This window comes from Mediterranea massiliensis, from assembly GCF_900128475.1.
GTDB lineage: Bacteria > Bacteroidota > Bacteroidia > Bacteroidales > Bacteroidaceae > Bacteroides > Bacteroides massiliensis_E.
The window spans coordinates 190,219-207,014 of the sequence record NZ_LT635835.1 but is presented as its reverse complement, the minus strand read 5'-3'; the positions used below and the strand labels follow the sequence as shown (position 1 = coordinate 207,014).

11 protein-coding genes are annotated in these 16,796 nt (G+C 57.6%); 4 read left to right on the top strand and 7 right to left on the bottom strand.

Annotated elements, in window-relative coordinates; all coding sequences use genetic code 11:
* Positions 1–6 precede the first annotated feature (6 nt).
* From BQ7483_RS03245 to BQ7483_RS03215, 7 genes are all read right to left on the bottom strand, one after another.
* Complete coding sequence (locus BQ7483_RS03245) at positions 7–2,067, bottom strand: beta-N-acetylhexosaminidase (protein WP_072544792.1); 2,061 nt, start codon at positions 2,065–2,067, stop codon at positions 7–9.
* Positions 2,068–2,206: 139 nt separating this feature from the next.
* Entirely contained in the window at positions 2,207–4,774 is a 2,568-nt protein-coding gene (locus BQ7483_RS03240) for a glycoside hydrolase family 84 protein (RefSeq protein ID WP_072544977.1), read from the bottom strand.
* Positions 4,775–4,807: 33 nt separating this feature from the next.
* Entirely contained in the window at positions 4,808–5,149 is a 342-nt protein-coding gene (locus BQ7483_RS03235) for a hypothetical protein (protein WP_072544791.1), read from the bottom strand.
* A gap of 138 nt (positions 5,150–5,287) precedes the next feature.
* A complete protein-coding gene (locus BQ7483_RS03230) occupies positions 5,288–6,856 on the bottom strand; it encodes an arylsulfatase (RefSeq protein ID WP_072544790.1) in 1,569 nt (522 codons plus the stop codon).
* 221 nt (positions 6,857–7,077) lie between these two features.
* Complete coding sequence (locus BQ7483_RS03225) at positions 7,078–7,626, bottom strand: RagB/SusD family nutrient uptake outer membrane protein (protein ID WP_262493910.1); 549 nt, start codon at positions 7,624–7,626, stop codon at positions 7,078–7,080.
* A 178-nt stretch (positions 7,627–7,804) separates the two neighbouring features.
* Positions 7,805–8,836, bottom strand: coding sequence for a serine/threonine-protein kinase (locus BQ7483_RS03220; protein WP_072544788.1), 1,032 nt, complete (start codon positions 8,834–8,836; stop codon positions 7,805–7,807).
* Positions 8,829–9,410, bottom strand: coding sequence for a hypothetical protein (locus tag BQ7483_RS03215; RefSeq protein ID WP_072544787.1), 582 nt, complete (start codon positions 9,408–9,410; stop codon positions 8,829–8,831). Before BQ7483_RS03215 ends, BQ7483_RS03220 begins: the two co-directional genes overlap by 8 nt.
* 255 nt (positions 9,411–9,665) lie before the next feature.
* Between BQ7483_RS03215 and BQ7483_RS03210 the strand changes: the two genes are divergently transcribed.
* From BQ7483_RS03210 to BQ7483_RS03195, 4 genes are read left to right on the top strand one after another with little or no spacing between them, the layout of a single operon-like run.
* Entirely contained in the window at positions 9,666–13,991 is a 4,326-nt protein-coding gene (locus BQ7483_RS03210) for a CusA/CzcA family heavy metal efflux RND transporter (protein WP_072544786.1), read from the top strand.
* A 46-nt stretch (positions 13,992–14,037) separates the two neighbouring features.
* On the top strand, positions 14,038–14,964 hold the full coding sequence (locus BQ7483_RS03205; RefSeq protein WP_235847294.1) for an efflux RND transporter periplasmic adaptor subunit: 927 nt from the start codon (positions 14,038–14,040) through the stop codon (positions 14,962–14,964).
* A 45-nt stretch (positions 14,965–15,009) separates the two neighbouring features.
* Positions 15,010–16,017, top strand: a complete 1,008-nt coding sequence (locus BQ7483_RS03200; protein WP_407657201.1) for a sensor histidine kinase — start codon at positions 15,010–15,012, stop codon at positions 16,015–16,017.
* Positions 16,014–16,772: a LytR/AlgR family response regulator transcription factor gene (locus tag BQ7483_RS03195; RefSeq protein WP_072544784.1), complete on the top strand. Its 759-nt coding sequence runs from the start codon at positions 16,014–16,016 to the stop codon at positions 16,770–16,772. Before BQ7483_RS03200 ends, BQ7483_RS03195 begins: the two co-directional genes overlap by 4 nt.
* The last annotated feature ends 24 nt before the right edge of the window (positions 16,773–16,796 follow it).

The window sequence follows — 16,796 nt, the reverse complement described above, 5'->3', positions numbered from 1 at the left end:
AAGAGGTTATTTTACTACGATTTCGTCTACAAACATCCATCCCATCACCTCACGGTTCAGCAGGCCCTGGAAGTGGACATAACGCGCTTTGGCCGTTCCTTCCCAACGGTATTTCTGGATGACCAGCTTCTCTTCGGTTACGGGGACTTCGGTCGCAATCCGCTTCAGTTCCTGGTACTCCTTGCCGTCTTCGGAAACGGAAATCACCACTTCTTTCGGCAACCAGATTTCAGGTCCCCGCAGCTGCATGAAGTCTGCCTCCACCAGCTTGATGTCGGTCACCTTCTCCAGGTCGATGGTCACGTCCGCATCCTTGCACAGGAAGCCCTGCCAGCGTTTGTCGCCATAGGTCCATCCGCCGCGGATGCCGTCGGTCAGCGCCGTTTCGCCGGTCGACGGATACTGAGGCGCATACGGATAAGCATAGGTCACCTTCTTGTGGAGGGCCAGATGTTCTGCCGGCTGACGGGCTTCCGGACGCTCGCCCACTTCCTGTTCGAGGTCGAACGGATGGTAACCCTGCGACTGCAACCACTTCACTTCCTTCAGGGCCGCTTCGCGGAAACGGGGCCAGTCCTTTCGGCCGGGTTCGGTCCAGGCCACTTCGGACAACGCCAGCAGGCGCGGGTAAATCATGTATTCGGCATGTTCTTCCGTGGGGATATATTCGGTCCAGACGTTGGCCTGCACACCCTTGATGTAGGGTTTCTGTTCCTCGGTCAGTTCGGCGGGAACCGGATTGTAAGAGTAAACTTTTTCCAAAGTGAGGTAGCCTCCGATGGCTTCGGGCTGTGTGCCGGGAGCATCCTGATAGGCATCCAGGTAGCAGAATTCACCGGGCGTCATGATGACGTCGTGGCCGGCCTTGGCAGCCGTAATGCCGCCCTGCTCGCCCCGCCACGACATCACCGTGGCACTGGGAGCCAGTCCGCCTTCCAGAATCTCGTCCCAACCGATCAGCTTGCGGCCGTGGTCGTTCAGGAATTTCTCGATGCGGTGAATCAGGTAGCTCTGCAGTTCCTTCTCGTCCTTCAAGCCTTCCTTGCGGATGCGGGCCTGGCACTTCGGACATTTTTCCCAGCTGCTCTTGGCCGCTTCGTCGCCGCCGATGTGGATGTATTCCGAGGGGAAGAGATCCATCACCTCCAGCAGCACGTTCTCCAGGAAGGTAAAGGTCTCTTCGTTGCCGATGCAGAGTTCGCCGTTCTGATAAGGTTTGCCCGAACAGGAGAGTTGCGGGAACACGGCCAGCACCTCTTCCGAATGGCCCGGCATCTCGATTTCAGGAATGACGGTGATGTGCAGCTTGCGGGCGTGTTCCAGTATCTCGCGCACGTCGTCCTGCGTATAATATCCACCTTCGGCTCCGGGGTCATCCTTGCGGCAATACTTGCGGCCTCCCGTCCACCAGGCTTTCCAGTTGGGGTAAGGACGATAGGCGGCCTGCTCGGTCAGCTGCGGATAGTGTTTGATTTCCAGACGCCAGCCTGCGCCGTCGGTCAGGTGCCAGTGAAGGCGGTTCAGCTTGTAGCGGGCCATGGCGTCGAGCTGCTTCATCATGAACTCCTTCGAACGGAAATGGCGCGACACGTCCAGATGCAGTCCGCGGTAGCTGAAACGGGGATAATCGCTCAGGCTGGCACAAGGCAGGGTGAAGTTTCCCTCCTGCTGCCCGGCTTCGGCCATCTGCAGCAGCGACTGGAAGGCATAGAACAGTCCGGCCGGCGTAGTGGCTTCGGCCCGGACCCCCTTCTTGTCCACCGTCAGCCGGTAGCCTTCGTCGGAGGCCATGCCCGGCAGGCTGTCCACCTGTTCGAACCGGAAGGAAGCCTGTGCGTCGTCCGAAGCCTTCAGGCCGAAGGGCGACGATTCAAGAACAGCTGCCAGGTCACTTTTATCCGTTCCCGACAGATTGGAATAAAACATTTCTCCTGTTGCGAAGGAGTAGGTTCCCGACTGTACCTCACACGTTTGAGGCTGTGGAATCAGGAGCACATTCTTTTGCTCGGACGAGCCGCATCCCATCACCAACAGGCAAGACAGGAACATAGTCAGATGAATTTTCATGGTATATCATTAATTAAAAATATTCATAAGCGCGCTTCAGCGGCCTAAATTACTAAATTATTTTTGAAACAACACCATCAAGGCAGGCAAAATTTTCTGACAACCGGTATCAGTCGAAACAGACGGCCTGACATCGCCCTCAATCAGCCTCCTGACGAAAAATGACTTCAAACAGTTCGACATCGCCCTCTACCCGAATCCGGGACGTGTCTTTCCCGATGTTCAGCCGCATGTAGGGAGTGTCCAGAGCCGTTTCAGACAATACTTCGCCCCGTGCGTCCAGCTGGCAGAGTCTGGCAGACGAACCCGGACGCACCAGCAGGGTGCAGGCCGTGGTACCTTCGGGCAAACCGAATACCAAAGTACCTTCGTTGACGAACGAAGTGGCAGGCAGTTCGTCGAAAGCCAGCAGGGCATCGGGTTTCCGGTCCGACTCCACGGCAAAGCCCAAACGTTCCTCGCGTACGGGATTGACCTCGAACGAACGGACAGCCGCCCAGTTGGTTTTCGCCGTATGCAGCTTCTTCAGACGGATGTAGCGGGCCTGTACGGCGTCGTCCGTCCAGCGGACCACATACTTTTTCTCCAGCGTATCGGACAGGGCTTTCCAGTCCTTCCCGTCCACCGAATACTCCAACAGGGCACGGTCGAAATAGTCCACGTCGTCCGTAGAGTTGCGTCCCTGCAGGATGGACACTTCCCAGACGGGCTTCACCAGTCCCAGGTCCACACCTATCCAGCTGCGGTCGTCCTGCGAAGTGCCCGACGTGTAATAGGTCGTCGTATCGTTGTCGAACATCAGCTTACTCTGTGTCGTGGCCAGCGTGGGGAACGAGCCGATGGCCCGGCAGGTGGCCGGTTTCTTTCCGGCTTCGCGCAGATAGAAGGCTCCCAGCAGGTCGTCCATGGCATGTTCGTAGAAGGGCTGCAGCTTCATGGTACCCGCCTTGTGCGCATTATAGGCTTTCAGGTCTTCGGTCGTCATCAGGTTGTCGAGGTAGGCTGCCCAGAAGTCGGCCGCACTGCCCGTCTTATACAGGTCCATCAGCCGGAGCGCCTTCTTCCCGCGGGTACCCAGTTTGCCGAATTCCACCAGCCAGGGACGCAGTTCGTTCTTGAGCAGCAGGTTCCGGCATTCGGCTTCCATCACGGCCGGCGTCCGCTCCACCCGCTCGAATTCGCGGAGCAGCGCGTCATAGTCGGCTTGTGTATAGGGATCGTCCATGCGGAATGTCTTTGTCTCCCACGACTCGGCACGGCGGTAACCGGTCTCCGTGTCACACGAATGGATGGCAAACGTCCGGTAGGCATCCTTTACCTCGGGGGCCAGTTCGCCCAGTCCGCGTTCCCAGCTGTCAAGGGCATTGTAGCCGGCAATGTTCCAGGCATAGTCGGCCACGCTGTACAGGGCCAGTTTCGAGGCTTCCCCGTGCTCCATCGGGTTGCTGATGAGTCCGCACAGGTCCTTGTCCGTCAGGGTGGTATCCAGCCCGTAGGACGGTCCCTGCATCACGATGTGGCGGGCATAGTCGGTCACGGGGAAGTTCCACCAGTACAGGGCCGGACGGCGGATGCGGGAGTTCACCCACTCCATCGTCCCGCGGGTCAGGTCGCTGCACACCACGTCGCCCGTCCAGAACACATTGATGGAGGGGTCGAGCGTATTGCCATAGATGGCCAGACTTCCTTTCGGAGAGGGATTGGCCCACAGCCTGGAATAGTCCGTGGGACAGACGATGAGCGGAGCCACCCCTTCCTTCACCTTCACGAAGTCCTCGTTCAGGCGGTTCAGCAGTTCGGTCTGCTTGTAGGGATTGGTACCTTCGCCCGAGATGTCGTCAAAGAAGATGGCAAACGAACGGACGCCCAGGTCGTACATCCCGTTGAACTTGTTTACCAGGTTCCGGTAATCTTCTTCATTCCACCGGATGTCCTGCCCCGGATGGATGGCCCATACGAAGTCCACCCGGTTACGGTTGCACGCCTCCACCAGCTCGCGGATGTTGTCCGCCTCTTTTTCCGGGTAAGGCAGGCGCCAGTTGGGACAGCTGTGATACGGATCGTCCTTCGGGCCGTACAAGTAGTAGTTCATCTTGAACTTGCCGTAAAAGTCGATCAGCGACAGACGCACTTCGTGGGACCAGGGCGTCCCATAGAAGCCCTCTACCACACCGCGGTATGGCAGGTCGGGATAGTCGTTCACCGTCAGGCAGGGCACCTTTCCGCCGGCCGATACCGGACTTTCCAGCACGGCCCGCAGGGTCTGCAAGCCGTAGAAAGCTCCTTTTTCGTCATATCCCGTGATGCGGACACCCTTCCCGTCTATCACCAGTTCGTAGGCACCCGACACGGGCTTCACCCCTTTCTTTTCCGCCTGTCTGGAGCCGTAGTCTATCTCCAGCGTCACTCCTTTCCTGGCGATGGTCAGAAAGTCCATGCCGTCGGCCACGCCGCTCCGCTTGCCTTTCAGCCGGAAACCCTGACTGATGTCCAGTGTTTCTCCTTCAGCCAGCCGGAGGACATGGGGCGTCGGGTTGATCAGCAGCCCGTGGTGGTCCAATGCCTGTCCGGGAACCGGGTTCACATCCTGCGATTCCGACCGCTGGGAGCCCAGGTCAAAGTCGCTTTCCTGAGCCGCCAGCCCGCCGCACACCAGCAGCGAGGCCATCAGCAGGAACAGATTCTTCTTGATTTTTTTCATTTTCATCATCAATTTATAGGTTAAACAAATAATTCCGTGTTATCGGGAGCCGTCCGGATAGGGCAGCAGTTCTTTCGTCGCTTTCAGTGCCGGACGCTGTGCACCTCTGGCCTTCAGAGCGTCCGTCAGTTCCCTGGCCAGTTTGCGGACCACTTTCGGCATATCGGCGGCCAGGTTGTTCTGTTCCGAGATGTCCTGACGGATGTTGTACAGTTCCGTCTGCCCGTTCTCCCAATGGTATATCAGGTGATAGTCTCCTTTCAGGATGGACGAATAGGCTCCATAACCTTCCGCTATCTCCTGGGTTTCTCCCCACAGGTTGGGGAAATGCCAAATCAGCGTCTTGCCGGCATCCTCCTTTTTCCCGTTTGTCGTCCACAAGGAACATAATGATGTTGGGCCGTTGGGCCTGCTGCGGCCAGACCGAAGCAGAAGCCACCAGTCCGCCCGTCAGCATAGATATAAAAAGTTTTTGCATAATCTTCAAAATATGATTTGTTATAATTCTGATAATAGTCTCTATTCTTCTCCCCGCTGGTCGGGATTCTTCTGCCTATAGAAATTAATCCTTTCGGTCCATGTCCGGTTTTCCAGCGGAAATACCTTGTGGGTGTTGGCCCACTCAATCCACTTGGCCTCCAGTTCCTCCACCTTTTCGGGGTATTGTCCGGCCAGGTCGTTTGTCTCGAACGGATCCTTGTCCAGGTCAATCAGTTCCCACTGCATGTTCCGGTTGGCCTTCACCAGCTTCCAGTGACCGTCGATGATGCCGCACGAGCTTTGGTGTTCGAAGTAGAGTGTCTGCTCTTCCACCGGCTTCCCTTCCGCGGCGGGCAACAGGCTCCGGCCCGGCAGGTCGGCATGCTCGAAGCGTTCGGGATAGACGGCCTGTCCCAGCGCCATGCAAGTCGGCAGAATGTCAATGATGTGGGCCGGCTGCCGGCACACCTGTCCCTCCATCCGGTTCTTCCGCTTGTCGCCATACGTCAGGATAAAGGGCGTGCTGGTTCCCCCCTGGAATACCCACTTCTTGTAGCTCCGGTAGGGTGTGTTCGACAGGTCGGACATCAGCTGTCCCAGGTAGCCGCCCTCGTCGGTGGCGCCGTTGTCGCTGAGAAACAGAAAGACTGTATTCTCGTACATGCCTTTCCGCTTGATGGCATCTACCAGCTTGCCGATGCCTTCGTCCATGATTTCGATCATGGCCGCATACGTTGCCATGTCGTGTGTCCATTGCTTCTGCTGTTCGGGGGTCAGGTCTTCCCAGGCCGGACGTTTGCCGCCAAATTCCTTGTTGAATACCGGCAGTTCCATGTCTTCGGGTACCAGTCCCAGCTTCTTCTGCTTCTCGAAGCGCTGACGGCGGAGCACATCATACCCCACCTTGTACCGGTCCAGGCATTTTTCCACCGCTTCCTCCGGAGCCTGCAAAGGCAGATGCGGAGCATAGTGGGCCACGTAGAGGAACATGGGACGGCTGGTGTCGTGCCGGTTTACAAAGCAGACGGCCGAGTCGGTAATGGCCCTTGTATAGTAATAGTCGTCGGGGACGGAATGGATGCGTTCCAGGTCGTTGTACAGCGGTTCGGGCTTGTAATAGCTGCCACCGCCATGCAGGCAGCCGTAATAGCGGTCGAAGCCTCGCTGCACGGGATAGCTGCCGTTGGGCGATTCATAACCGCCGATAGTGGTCACATGCCATTTCCCGCTCATATAGGTGCAGTATCCGTTTTCTCTCATGATTTCGGCAATGGTCGGATAAGCCTTGTCTATCTGTCCGCGATACCCCGGACGATGCTCGTCCACCTCGGCCATCCATCCCATGCCCACCTCGTGCTGGTATCTTCCGGTCAGCAGGGCAGCCCGGCTGGGGCAACTGCGTCCCGTATTCTTGAACTGGCTGAAGCGGACACCTTCCGCAGCCAGTTTGTCCAGGTTGGGGGTCTGTATTTCGCTGCCATAGTAACCGATGTCCGAGAATCCCATGTCGTCGCACATAATCAGTACGATGTTGGGAGCGGACGCGTTCTGGGCCACTGCCGGAAGCAGTCCGCACGAAAGCAAGGCGGAGTATAATAGTCTGTTCATCTTTTTCCTATCTATTTGTTGGCGAATATAAATAAAATTTCCGGATATAAAAAAGGATTGTTTGCGAAGTTCGTCAAGAATCTCTCCGAACGACAGCAAACAATCCTTGCCTTTTTACCTAAACCTATTGTTAAACTGAATCCCTGGGGGGACATTTCCGGCGGGAGGAACGGGAAACGTCCTTCCACCGGAACGTCCGGGACCTGATGATTTACCTTGTCTTAATTCTGGGCAGGCACACCAATCGGAGTCGCATCCACTTCGGTAGCCCAACCCGGATTCTGGTAGATGACCGAAGTGCTCAGGTCTTCCAGATTGCTGGCGGTCTGTCTGAAGTTCTTGATGCTAATCGGCGACAGGTAGTGGGCTTCGCACCATTTGTAACCACGGTTGTACAGGTAATGGTTGGGATTGGCTCTGTAAGGACAGAGGTATTTGCCCGAATTGGTCTTGCCGGAGATGTTCGGACCGGTTACACCCGGATCGCCTTCACCCTTCAGTTCACCTTCTTCAAAGTCAGCCAGTTCTTCCGACTCCCACAGGTTCATACCCGATACGCGGTAAGCTTCGTTGGGGAAGTTCTTGTAGTCAAGCTGGTCGAGAGCTCTCCAACGCTTGAGGTCGGCCATACGCATGCCTTCCTCAATCAGTTCACAACGGCGTTCGCGACGGATGTTGTACATCAGCTTCGATACCTGTTTGCCGGCTGAATAAACGGCCTGAAACGCAAGAAAGAACGGATGAAATGAATGCTGACCGAGCAGGAACACAAGGTGAACGAGGAAAAGGTGCCCCGTCCAAGCGGGGAAAACTTAGACTGGGAAAACCAACCGTCCAGGCTGGGCAAACGGTGTGCATAGGCTGGACAAACGATGTGTTCAAGCTGGGAAAACGGTGTGCATAAGCCGGGCAAACAACATGTACAGGCCGGAATGCCTGACGGCCGACTTATTCTCCGCCTGCCCCGAGAAGCGCTTCCCGATGCTGAAGGAAAGCGGCGGACTGCCGCTGGGCAGGCAGAGGAAATTCACCGGCTACCGCCTGCTCCACCCCGATGCTGTCGGACAGGCGGGGCCAGCATTCGGCCGGAAGGGAATAATTGCCGTACACGGGAAAAGCGGCCGATGAAGGAACTGCCCGCTGACGGAGGTAAAGGATGCCGCCACCGGCTACCAACAAAACCGCTACAGCTACGGCCGCCCGGCGGTAGAACGAAAGGAGGGGACGCTTTCCATCCATATCGCGCACCACGGCAGCAGCCGACGGATAGCGGTTCTCGGGCCGGGGACGGGTACAGCGGCGCGACACGGCTGCCAGCCGCTTGTCCTTCAGCCGCTCGGCCATCTCGCCGATGATGATGCCCAGGGAATAAATGTCGGCCCGCAGGTCCAACGGCTGTCCGGGCTTCAAAGCCTCGGGGGCCAGGTAATAGCGCGTGCCGGCAGGCAGCTTCAGGACGTCGTAGTCGTCGCAGTCGGACAGGCCGAAGTCTATCAGCTTGATGTTGTTTCCGTTGTAGGTCACCAGAATATTTTCGGGCTTGAGGTCGCGGTGTACAATCTGCTTGCCGTGCAGGTAGCCCAGGGCACTGCACAGTTCGCGCACGAATTTACGCGCCAGTTCCGGCGTCAGTTTTCCCTGTTCCATGAATTCCCTCAGGGTCTGCCCGTCGATGTACTCCATCACGATGCAGTGGCCCAACTCGGGCAACGTCTCCCACCCTAGGGCGCGGCACACGTGCGGATGCTCCAGCTGGTAGCCGATGTCGAACTCCTTGCGCAAGGCCTGTTCGTAGAAAGGATTGCTTACACAGGCCGGCTTGAGAGCCTTGAGCATGTGCAGGCGGTTGTACCGACGGCAACGGAATAACCGGCCATAGCCCGAGGCCGACACATAGACTTCCTGCAGGTCGGTGAAGCTCGACCGGCCTGCCTGGCGGTCTACATCAATGAAACCCGATGAAATGCTGCTGTCATCCATGCACCACACTGTTTACCAAGGTAAGTCCGCCGTTGCGTCCGGCGATGAAGGGCGAAAGGCGTTCGCCGTTGCGCAGCACGTATGGCAGGAACAAAGGTTGTCCCATGAGGAACGAAACCGCCTCGAAACGGTCGCCCTGCAACAGCTTGGACTGGCGGGCCTCCTCCACCTGGAACAGGTCGTTGCCCTCGTAGCGCAGGCGCAGGTAGCGGTTGGGCGACCACCCGATCTCGACCTCCGACCCGGGCTGCAGCTCGCGGGCCGATACCTGATGGGCCGAAAAGAAGGATGAATTATAGGCCGTACTGGTCTTGAGCCAGGCACAGAACTGCTTGAAACCGGCATGACCGATGTAGCGCGACAGAATGTCGAGCGTCTGCATGCGCGGCAGGTGACTGTCGCCCACGTAGCCCCACAGACGCTTCAGCGTCGAGGTGGAGACACTTTCGTTCATTTCCCGCTTCAGATAAAGGGAAAACTCGTCGAAATCGGTAGAAGTATGCAGGGATTTCGGATAGGCCTTCTCGACCAGCACCAGCAGTTCGGCTATTTCGGGTTTGTACACATCCATCATAAGGAATATTATTATTTCAGGACAAAGATAACGCAAACCGCGGGAAATGCCAAGTGAAAAAGCCATATTTTCAGCCCTGTTTCCACGTCATTTTTTCTTTGTTTATAATAGAATGAAGAGAAGAAACCGCACACATCATCCCGCTAAATGTACACTTCACCCTCCATTTTGGACGTTTCAGTGTCCAGAAGATGAATTCAACCTGTAAAGAGAGTAACTTTGTAATCATTATAAATTTAGTATTCATTCTTATTTATGTTTGCAAAAATCGTACATTTTTCAATCCGAAAGAAGCTGTTCGTGGCCCTGACCACCCTGCTGCTTCTGGCGGGCGGCATATACTCCATGCTGACACTGCCCATCGATGCCGTGCCCGACATCACCAACAACCAGGTGCAGATTGTCACCGTGTCGCCCACGCTGGCCCCACAGGAGGTGGAACAGCTCATCACCTTCCCCATCGAAATCGCCATGAGCAACGTGATGAACGTCGAGGAAATCCGCTCGGTATCGCGCTTCGGGCTGTCGCTCGTGACGGTGGTCTTCAAGGAAGACGTCCCGACACTGGACGCCCGTCAGCTGGTGAACGAACAGATCCAGATGGTGTCCGGCGAAATTCCGCCCGAACTGGGTACGCCCGAACTGATGCCCATCACGACCGGTCTGGGCGAGATTTACCAGTATGTCCTCAAGGTGGCTCCGGGCTACGAGGACCGCTACGACGCCATGGAGCTGCGCACCATCCAGGACTGGATTGTGAAAAGACAGCTTTCGGGCATCCCCGGCATTGTGGAAATCAACAGCTTCGGCGGATACCTGAAACAATATGAGGTAGCCGTAGACCCCGACGCCCTTTACTCGCTGAACATCACCATCGGCGAGGTGTTCGAGGCCCTGAGCCGCAACAACCAGAATACGGGCGGCAGCTACATCGAAAAGGTGAACCGTGCCTATTACATCCGCTCGGAAGGTATGATCAACGACCTGCACGACGTGGAGCAGATTGTGGTGACCAACCGTGGCGGCATACCGGTACACATCGGCGACATCGGCCGGGTACAATTCGGCGCACCCAAACGCTTCGGAGCCATGACCAAGGACGGCGAAGGCGAGTGTGTGGGCGGCATCGCCATGATGCTCAAGGGCGCCAACGCCAACGTGGTGACCAAAGAACTGGAAAAACGGGTGGCCAAGGTACAGCAGATGCTGCCCGAAGGCGTGTCGGTAGAGCCCTACCTGAACCGCTCGGAACTGGTGAACCGGAACATCTCCACCGTCATCCGTAACCTGGTGGAAGGAGCCGTCATCGTGTTCCTGGTACTGATTATCTTCCTGGGCAACGTGCGTGCCGGCCTGATTGTGGCTTCGGTCATCCCGCTGGCCATGCTCTTCGCCTTCATCCTGATGCGTATCTTCAACGTGTCGGCCAACCTGATGAGTCTCGGCGCCATCGACTTCGGTATCGTGGTGGACGGCTCCATCGTCATCCTGGAAGGCATCCTGGCCCATCTCTATGGACGGGAGTTGCGCGGCCGCACCCTGAACCGCGAGGAAATGGACCACGAAGTGGAGAAAGGAGCCGGACGGGTAGTACGGAGTGCCACGTTCGCCGTGCTCATCATCCTCATCGTGTTCTTCCCCATCCTGACGCTGACCGGCATCGAAGGAAAATATTTCACGCCGATGGCCAAGACACTGGTATTCTGCATCATCGGTGCCCTCTTCCTGTCCGTCACCTACGTCCCCATGATGGCTTCCCTCTTCTTGAAACGGACCGTGACGGTGAAGCCGACCCTGGCCGACCGCTTTTTCGACCGGCTGAACAGAGTCTACAGCCGTGTGCTCCGCTTCAGCCTGGCTCACGTATGGGGCACCATCGCCGTCTCTTTCGTGGCCCTGCTGCTCTCGCTGCTGCTCTTCACGAAGCTGGGAGCCGAGTTCATCCCGACCCTCGACGAAGGCGACTTTGCCATGCAGATGACCCTTCCGGCAGGCAGTTCGCTGAGCCAAAGCATCAAACTTTCGCTCGAAGCGGAAAAAAGGCTGAAAAGCCGCTTCCCCGAAATCAAGCATGTGGTAGCCAAAATCGGTACGGCCGAAGTGCCTACCGACCCGATGGCCGTAGAAGATGCCGACGTGATGATTGTGATGAAGCCCTTCAGCGAATGGACTTCCGCCTCCAGCCGCGCGGAGATGGTGGAGAAGATGAAGCAATGCCTCGACTCCATCGAAGGGGCGGAATTCAACTTCAGCCAGCCCATCCAGCTGCGCTTCAACGAGCTGATGACCGGTGCCAAGGCCGACATCGCCATCAAGCTCTACGGCGAAGACATGGCCGAGCTTTATGACAAGGCCCGCGAAGCCGCCCGCTACGTGGAACAGGTGCCGGGAGCTTCCGACGTGCTGGTAGAACAGGCCATGGGTCTGCCCCAGCTGCTCGTGCGCTTCGACCGCGCCAAGATAGCCCGCTACGGCATCGACATCGAAGAGCTGAACACCGTCATCCGCACGGCCTATGCCGGCGAAACGGCAGGTGTGGTCTTCGAAAACGAACGCCGCTTCGACCTGGTAGTCCGCCTGGACAAGGAGAAAGTGAGCGACCTGAACATCGACAAGCTGTTTGTCCGCACCAAGGACAACATCCAGCTGCCGGTGAGCGAAGTGGCCAGCATCGAGCTGGTGAACGGTCCGCTCCAGATCAACCGCGACGCCACCAAGCGCCGTGTCGTCATCGGTGTGAACGTGCGTGACGCCGACATCCAGCAGGTGGTACAACAAATCAGCGAATCGCTCGACAAGAACGTGAAGCTGAAACCCGGCTACTACTTCGAGTACGGCGGCCAGTTCGAGAACCTGCAGAACGCCATCAGCACCCTGACGGTGGTCATCCCCATCGCGCTGATGCTCATCCTGCTGCTGCTGTTCTTCGCCTTCCACAGCGTCATCTATTCGCTGGTAGTCTTCTCTACCGTTCCGCTGTCGCTCATCGGCGGCATCGTGGCCCTGTGGCTGCGCGGCCTGCCCTTCAGCATCTCGGCCGGCGTAGGCTTCATCGCCCTCTTCGGTGTGGCCGTGCTGAACGGTATCCTGATGATCAACCACTTCAACGACATCCGCAAACGGAACCGGTACCACCTCTGCACCGACCGCATCATTGCCGAAGGCTGTCCGCACCTGCTGCGCCCCGTCTTCCTGACAGGTCTGGTAGCTTCGCTGGGCTTCGTTCCGATGGCCATTGCCACCTCGGCCGGTGCCGAAGTGCAGCGCCCGCTGGCTACTGTCGTGATAGGCGGACTGATTGTATCTACCGTGCTGACACTGATTATCATCCCCGTATTCTACCGTCTTGTGAACAGCATAGCTGCCGGACGCCTGCGCAGGAAGAGCCGCCTGTCTGCCCGCAAGGCAGCCTTCGCCATCGTCCTGCTGGCCGCCCTTGCACCTGCCGCACAGGCCCAGCAGCGTGTCACCCTGGACCAGGCTGTAGAAACAGCCCTGAACAACCACCCGCGCCTGAAGATGGCCGAATCGGAAATCGAACGGGCACGGGCCACGAAAGGGGAAGCCTGGGACGGAGGAAACACTTCGTTCAGCTATTCCTGGGGACAACTGAACGGCATCGACCGCCACGACAACGAGCTGTCGGTGGAACAGTCGCTCGGCTCCCTGCTCACGCCCTTCTACAAAAACGCCCTGGCCAACACGCAAATCTACAAGGGCGAAAACTACCGCGACATGGTAAAGAAGGAGATTACGGCCGAAGTGAAGCGGGCCTGGGCCTACTACCAGTATGCCTTCCAGCTCAACGCGCTGTACAGCGGACAGAAGGAACTGGCCGAACGCCTGCGCAACAGCGGCGAACAACGCTACCAGCAAGGTGACATCGACCTGGCCGAACGCAACATGATAACGGCCCTGGCCACCGACCTGCATACCCGCTGGATGGAAGCCTCCGAGGAACTGGCACTGGCCGGACGCCGCTTTGCCTGGGCCTGCTACAGCGACCAAGCCCTGCTGCCCGCCGACACGGCCCTGACGGTGATGACACTGCGCACCGGCGGCCTGTCGCTGTCCAGCCTCCACCTGAACTACTTCGACGCCCAGCTGCAGGAGAAGAAGGACCTGCTGAAAATAGAGCGCAGCCGCTTCTTCCCGGAACTGTCCGTTGGCTACGTCCGCCAGAAGATAGCACCGCTCACCGGACTGAATTCGTGGATGGTAGGAGTGTCCTTCCCCATCCTCTTCTTCCCGCAACGGAGCCGCGCCAAGCAGGCACGCATCAACCTGCAGACAGCCAGCTGGGAAGCGGAAGACAACCGCCGCCAACTGTCCAACAAGGTGAGCGAACTGCAGAGCCAGCTGGCCCGGCAGCGCGAACGCCTGGCCTACTACGAGCAGGCAGCCGTCAAGGAAGCGGAAGCCTTGCAGAACAGCGCCCTGAAGAAATTCCAGGAAAGTGAGATCAGCATCAGCGAATTCATCCAGAGCCTGAATGCAGCCCGTGAAATCAAACGGGGCTACATCGAAACGGTCTACGCCTACAACGTCACCATCCTTGAACTGGAACTTTATACAGAGTAAACAAACCCAGACATACTAATTTGCCCATAAAAAAACAACAAGAAATATGACTAATAGAATGAACCTGATGAAACAACGCATGATTTACCTGATGCTGGCCGTGCTGGCGGCATCGTGTTCAAATCCCTCGGGCCAGCAGACAACCGCGGCCGACACGGCGGAGACAGCCGTACAGGCCGAGGCCGACAGCACACAGACGCCCGAAGTAGACGGCATAAGCGGAGCTACGAACGTGGCCAACCCGCCTTCGTTCAACGGCGTCATCATGATGCCGCCCCAAAGCCACGTCACCGTCACCCTGAGCATGGGCGGCTCTGTACAGGACATCCGCATCCTGCCCGGCGAATACGTCCGCAAGGGTGAAGTCATCCTGACCCTGGCCAATCCGGCCTTCATCGAGCTCCAGCAGTCCTACCTCGATGCCGCCGCCCAGACCGAATACCTGAAAACGGAATACGAACGCCAGCAGAAGCTGGTTTCCGGCGAATCGGCCTCGCTGAAACGCCTGCAACAGAGCAAGGCCGACTACCTGTCCATGAAAAGCCGCATGGAGGCTGCCGCCGCCCAGCTGGCCCTGCTGGGTACCGACACGGAAAGCCTGATGCAAAAAGGCATCCGTACCTATCTGGAAGTACGCTCTCCGCGCAACGGCTACGTGACCAACATGGACATCAACGCCGGCAAGTATTTTGCGGCAGGCGAACCCGTCTGCGACGTCATCGACAAGAGTACGCCCATGCTGCAACTGACGGCCTACGAGAAGGACCTGGACAAGCTGAAACCGGGAAGCCGCTTCTCGTTCAAGGTCAACGGCATGGACGACACTACCTTCACGGCCGAACTGGTGTCGGTAGACCAGATGGTGGACAACGTGAACCGCTCCATCAAGGTCTATGCCCGCATCACCCAGGCTTGCCCCGATTTCCGGCCGGGAATGTATGTATCTGCCAAGATTACGGATAAAAAACACTAACTTTGCCGCATGAAGTTGTTTCACGTCCATAAAAGATTTCTGCTGATGATGAACGCCATCGCCGTTCTGGTGGCGTTCCTCATGCACCTGCCCGAACTGATTGCGCTGTCCGACCCCGTGGCGGGCAGCCGTCTGTTCCCGGACGTGCACTGGGCCAACGTCAGCTATGAAATCCTGTTCACCTATCTCTCCGTCCTCCTGCTGTTCTTCCTGAACATCCGGATGATGCTGCCGGACAATCCGGCAACGGAACTGCGCTGGAAAAGGGTAGCGCTGACTTTCGTGGTGACACTGGTCGTCTGCAACCTGCTGGGCAAGGGCTTTGTCTTCCTGCACCAGCACTGCGACGTGCCAGCCATTACCGCCACCCTGCACCACTACCTGCATCCGCTGCGCGACATCCTGATGGCCTGCATCGTCACCGGCACCTGCTACCTGGACCACCAGAACCAGCGCAGCCGGCGGGTGCTGCTCGAGAACGAACAGCTGCGCTCGGAAAACCTGGTCAACCAGTACGAAGCCCTGAAAAGCCAGCTCAACCCGCACATGCTCTTCAACTCGCTCAACACGCTGTACTCCCTCATACGCGAGTCGCCCGAGAAAGCGCAGAACTACCTGCAGGAACTGTCGCGGGTGATGCGCTACACGCTGCACGACAACCTGTCGCACACGGTATCGCTGAACGAGGAGATGAGCTTTGTACGCTCGTACATCTACCTGCTGCAGATGCGCTACGAAGACAACCTGAACTTCGACATCGATCTACCGCAGGAACTGATGCGGCGGCAAGTGCCCCCGATGGCGGTACAGATGCTGGTGGAGAACGCGGTGAAGCACAACGAAATCAGCAACCGGAACCCGCTGACCATCCGCATCCATGCCGAAGGCAACGCACTCTGTGTCAGCAACCGCATCCAGCCCAAGCTGACGGACAGCAGCAGTACCTGCATCGGACTGGCCAACCTGTCCAAACGCTACCGCCTGCTCTTCGGCCAGGACATCACCATCGAAGAAAATGAAAAAGACTTTAAAGTAACCTTGCCGCTGATATGAAAACCCTGATTATAGAAGACGAAAAGGCCGCCCTCCGCAACCTGAAGGCGGCCATGAAGGAAGTGGACGCCGACTTCGACATCGTAGGCGAGACGGACAGCGTGACCGGCACAGTGGAATGGTTTGCCTCCCACCCCATGCCCGAACTGGTCTTCATGGACATCCACCTGGCCGACGGCTCGGCCTTCGGCATCTTCGAACAGACGGACATCACCTGCCCCATCATCTTCACTACCGCCTACGACGAATACGCCCTCCAAGCCTTCCGCGTGAACAGCATCGCCTATCTGCTGAAACCCATCAGCAGCGAGGACCTGCAGAAGGCCATCGACAAGCTGAACATGCTTGGAGGCACCGGTGCCCGCCAGCCGGCCACCGACCTGCAGGCCCTGATGCAGGCCCTGAAACGGGAAGAAAGCTACAAGACGCATTTCCTGGTACCGGTGAAGGGCGACCGCTTCGTTCCCGTCAGCGTGGACCAGATCAGCTATTTCTACATCGACGGAGGGGCGGTCAAGGCCGTCACCCGCTCGGCCGAGACCTACGACTTCCAGCAGACGCTCGACGAACTGGCCGAGCTGCTCAATCCCCGCCAGTTCTTCCGGGCCAACCGCCAGTACATCGTGGCCCACAAAGCCGTCACCGGCGCAAGCCTGTGGTTCGGCGGACGCATGGTGCTGCAACTCACTCCCCCCACCACAGAAAAGGTCCTCATCAGCAAGGCCCGCGTACCGGCTTTCAGGGAATGGTTCTAATTATTGGCGGAAAGCAATGTTATT

What these genes read in the sequence shown, in the direction of transcription:
- BQ7483_RS03200 (WP_407657201.1), top strand. Translation starts at nt 15,010, where the DNA reads ATGATGAACGCCATCGCCGTTCTGGTGGCGTTCCTCATGCACCTGCCC.
- BQ7483_RS03220 (WP_072544788.1), bottom strand. Translation starts at nt 8,836, where the DNA reads ATGGATGACAGCAGCATTTCATCGGGTTTCATTGATGTAGACCGCCAG.
- BQ7483_RS03195 (WP_072544784.1), top strand. Translation starts at nt 16,014, where the DNA reads ATGAAAACCCTGATTATAGAAGACGAAAAGGCCGCCCTCCGCAACCTG.
- BQ7483_RS03240 (WP_072544977.1), bottom strand. Translation starts at nt 4,774, where the DNA reads ATGAAAATGAAAAAAATCAAGAAGAATCTGTTCCTGCTGATGGCCTCG.
- BQ7483_RS03245 (WP_072544792.1), bottom strand. Translation starts at nt 2,067, where the DNA reads ATGAAAATTCATCTGACTATGTTCCTGTCTTGCCTGTTGGTGATGGGA.
- BQ7483_RS03205 (WP_235847294.1), top strand. Translation starts at nt 14,038, where the DNA reads ATGACTAATAGAATGAACCTGATGAAACAACGCATGATTTACCTGATG.
- BQ7483_RS03210 (WP_072544786.1), top strand. Translation starts at nt 9,666, where the DNA reads ATGTTTGCAAAAATCGTACATTTTTCAATCCGAAAGAAGCTGTTCGTG.
- BQ7483_RS03215 (WP_072544787.1), bottom strand. Translation starts at nt 9,410, where the DNA reads ATGATGGATGTGTACAAACCCGAAATAGCCGAACTGCTGGTGCTGGTC.
- BQ7483_RS03230 (WP_072544790.1), bottom strand. Translation starts at nt 6,856, where the DNA reads ATGAACAGACTATTATACTCCGCCTTGCTTTCGTGCGGACTGCTTCCG.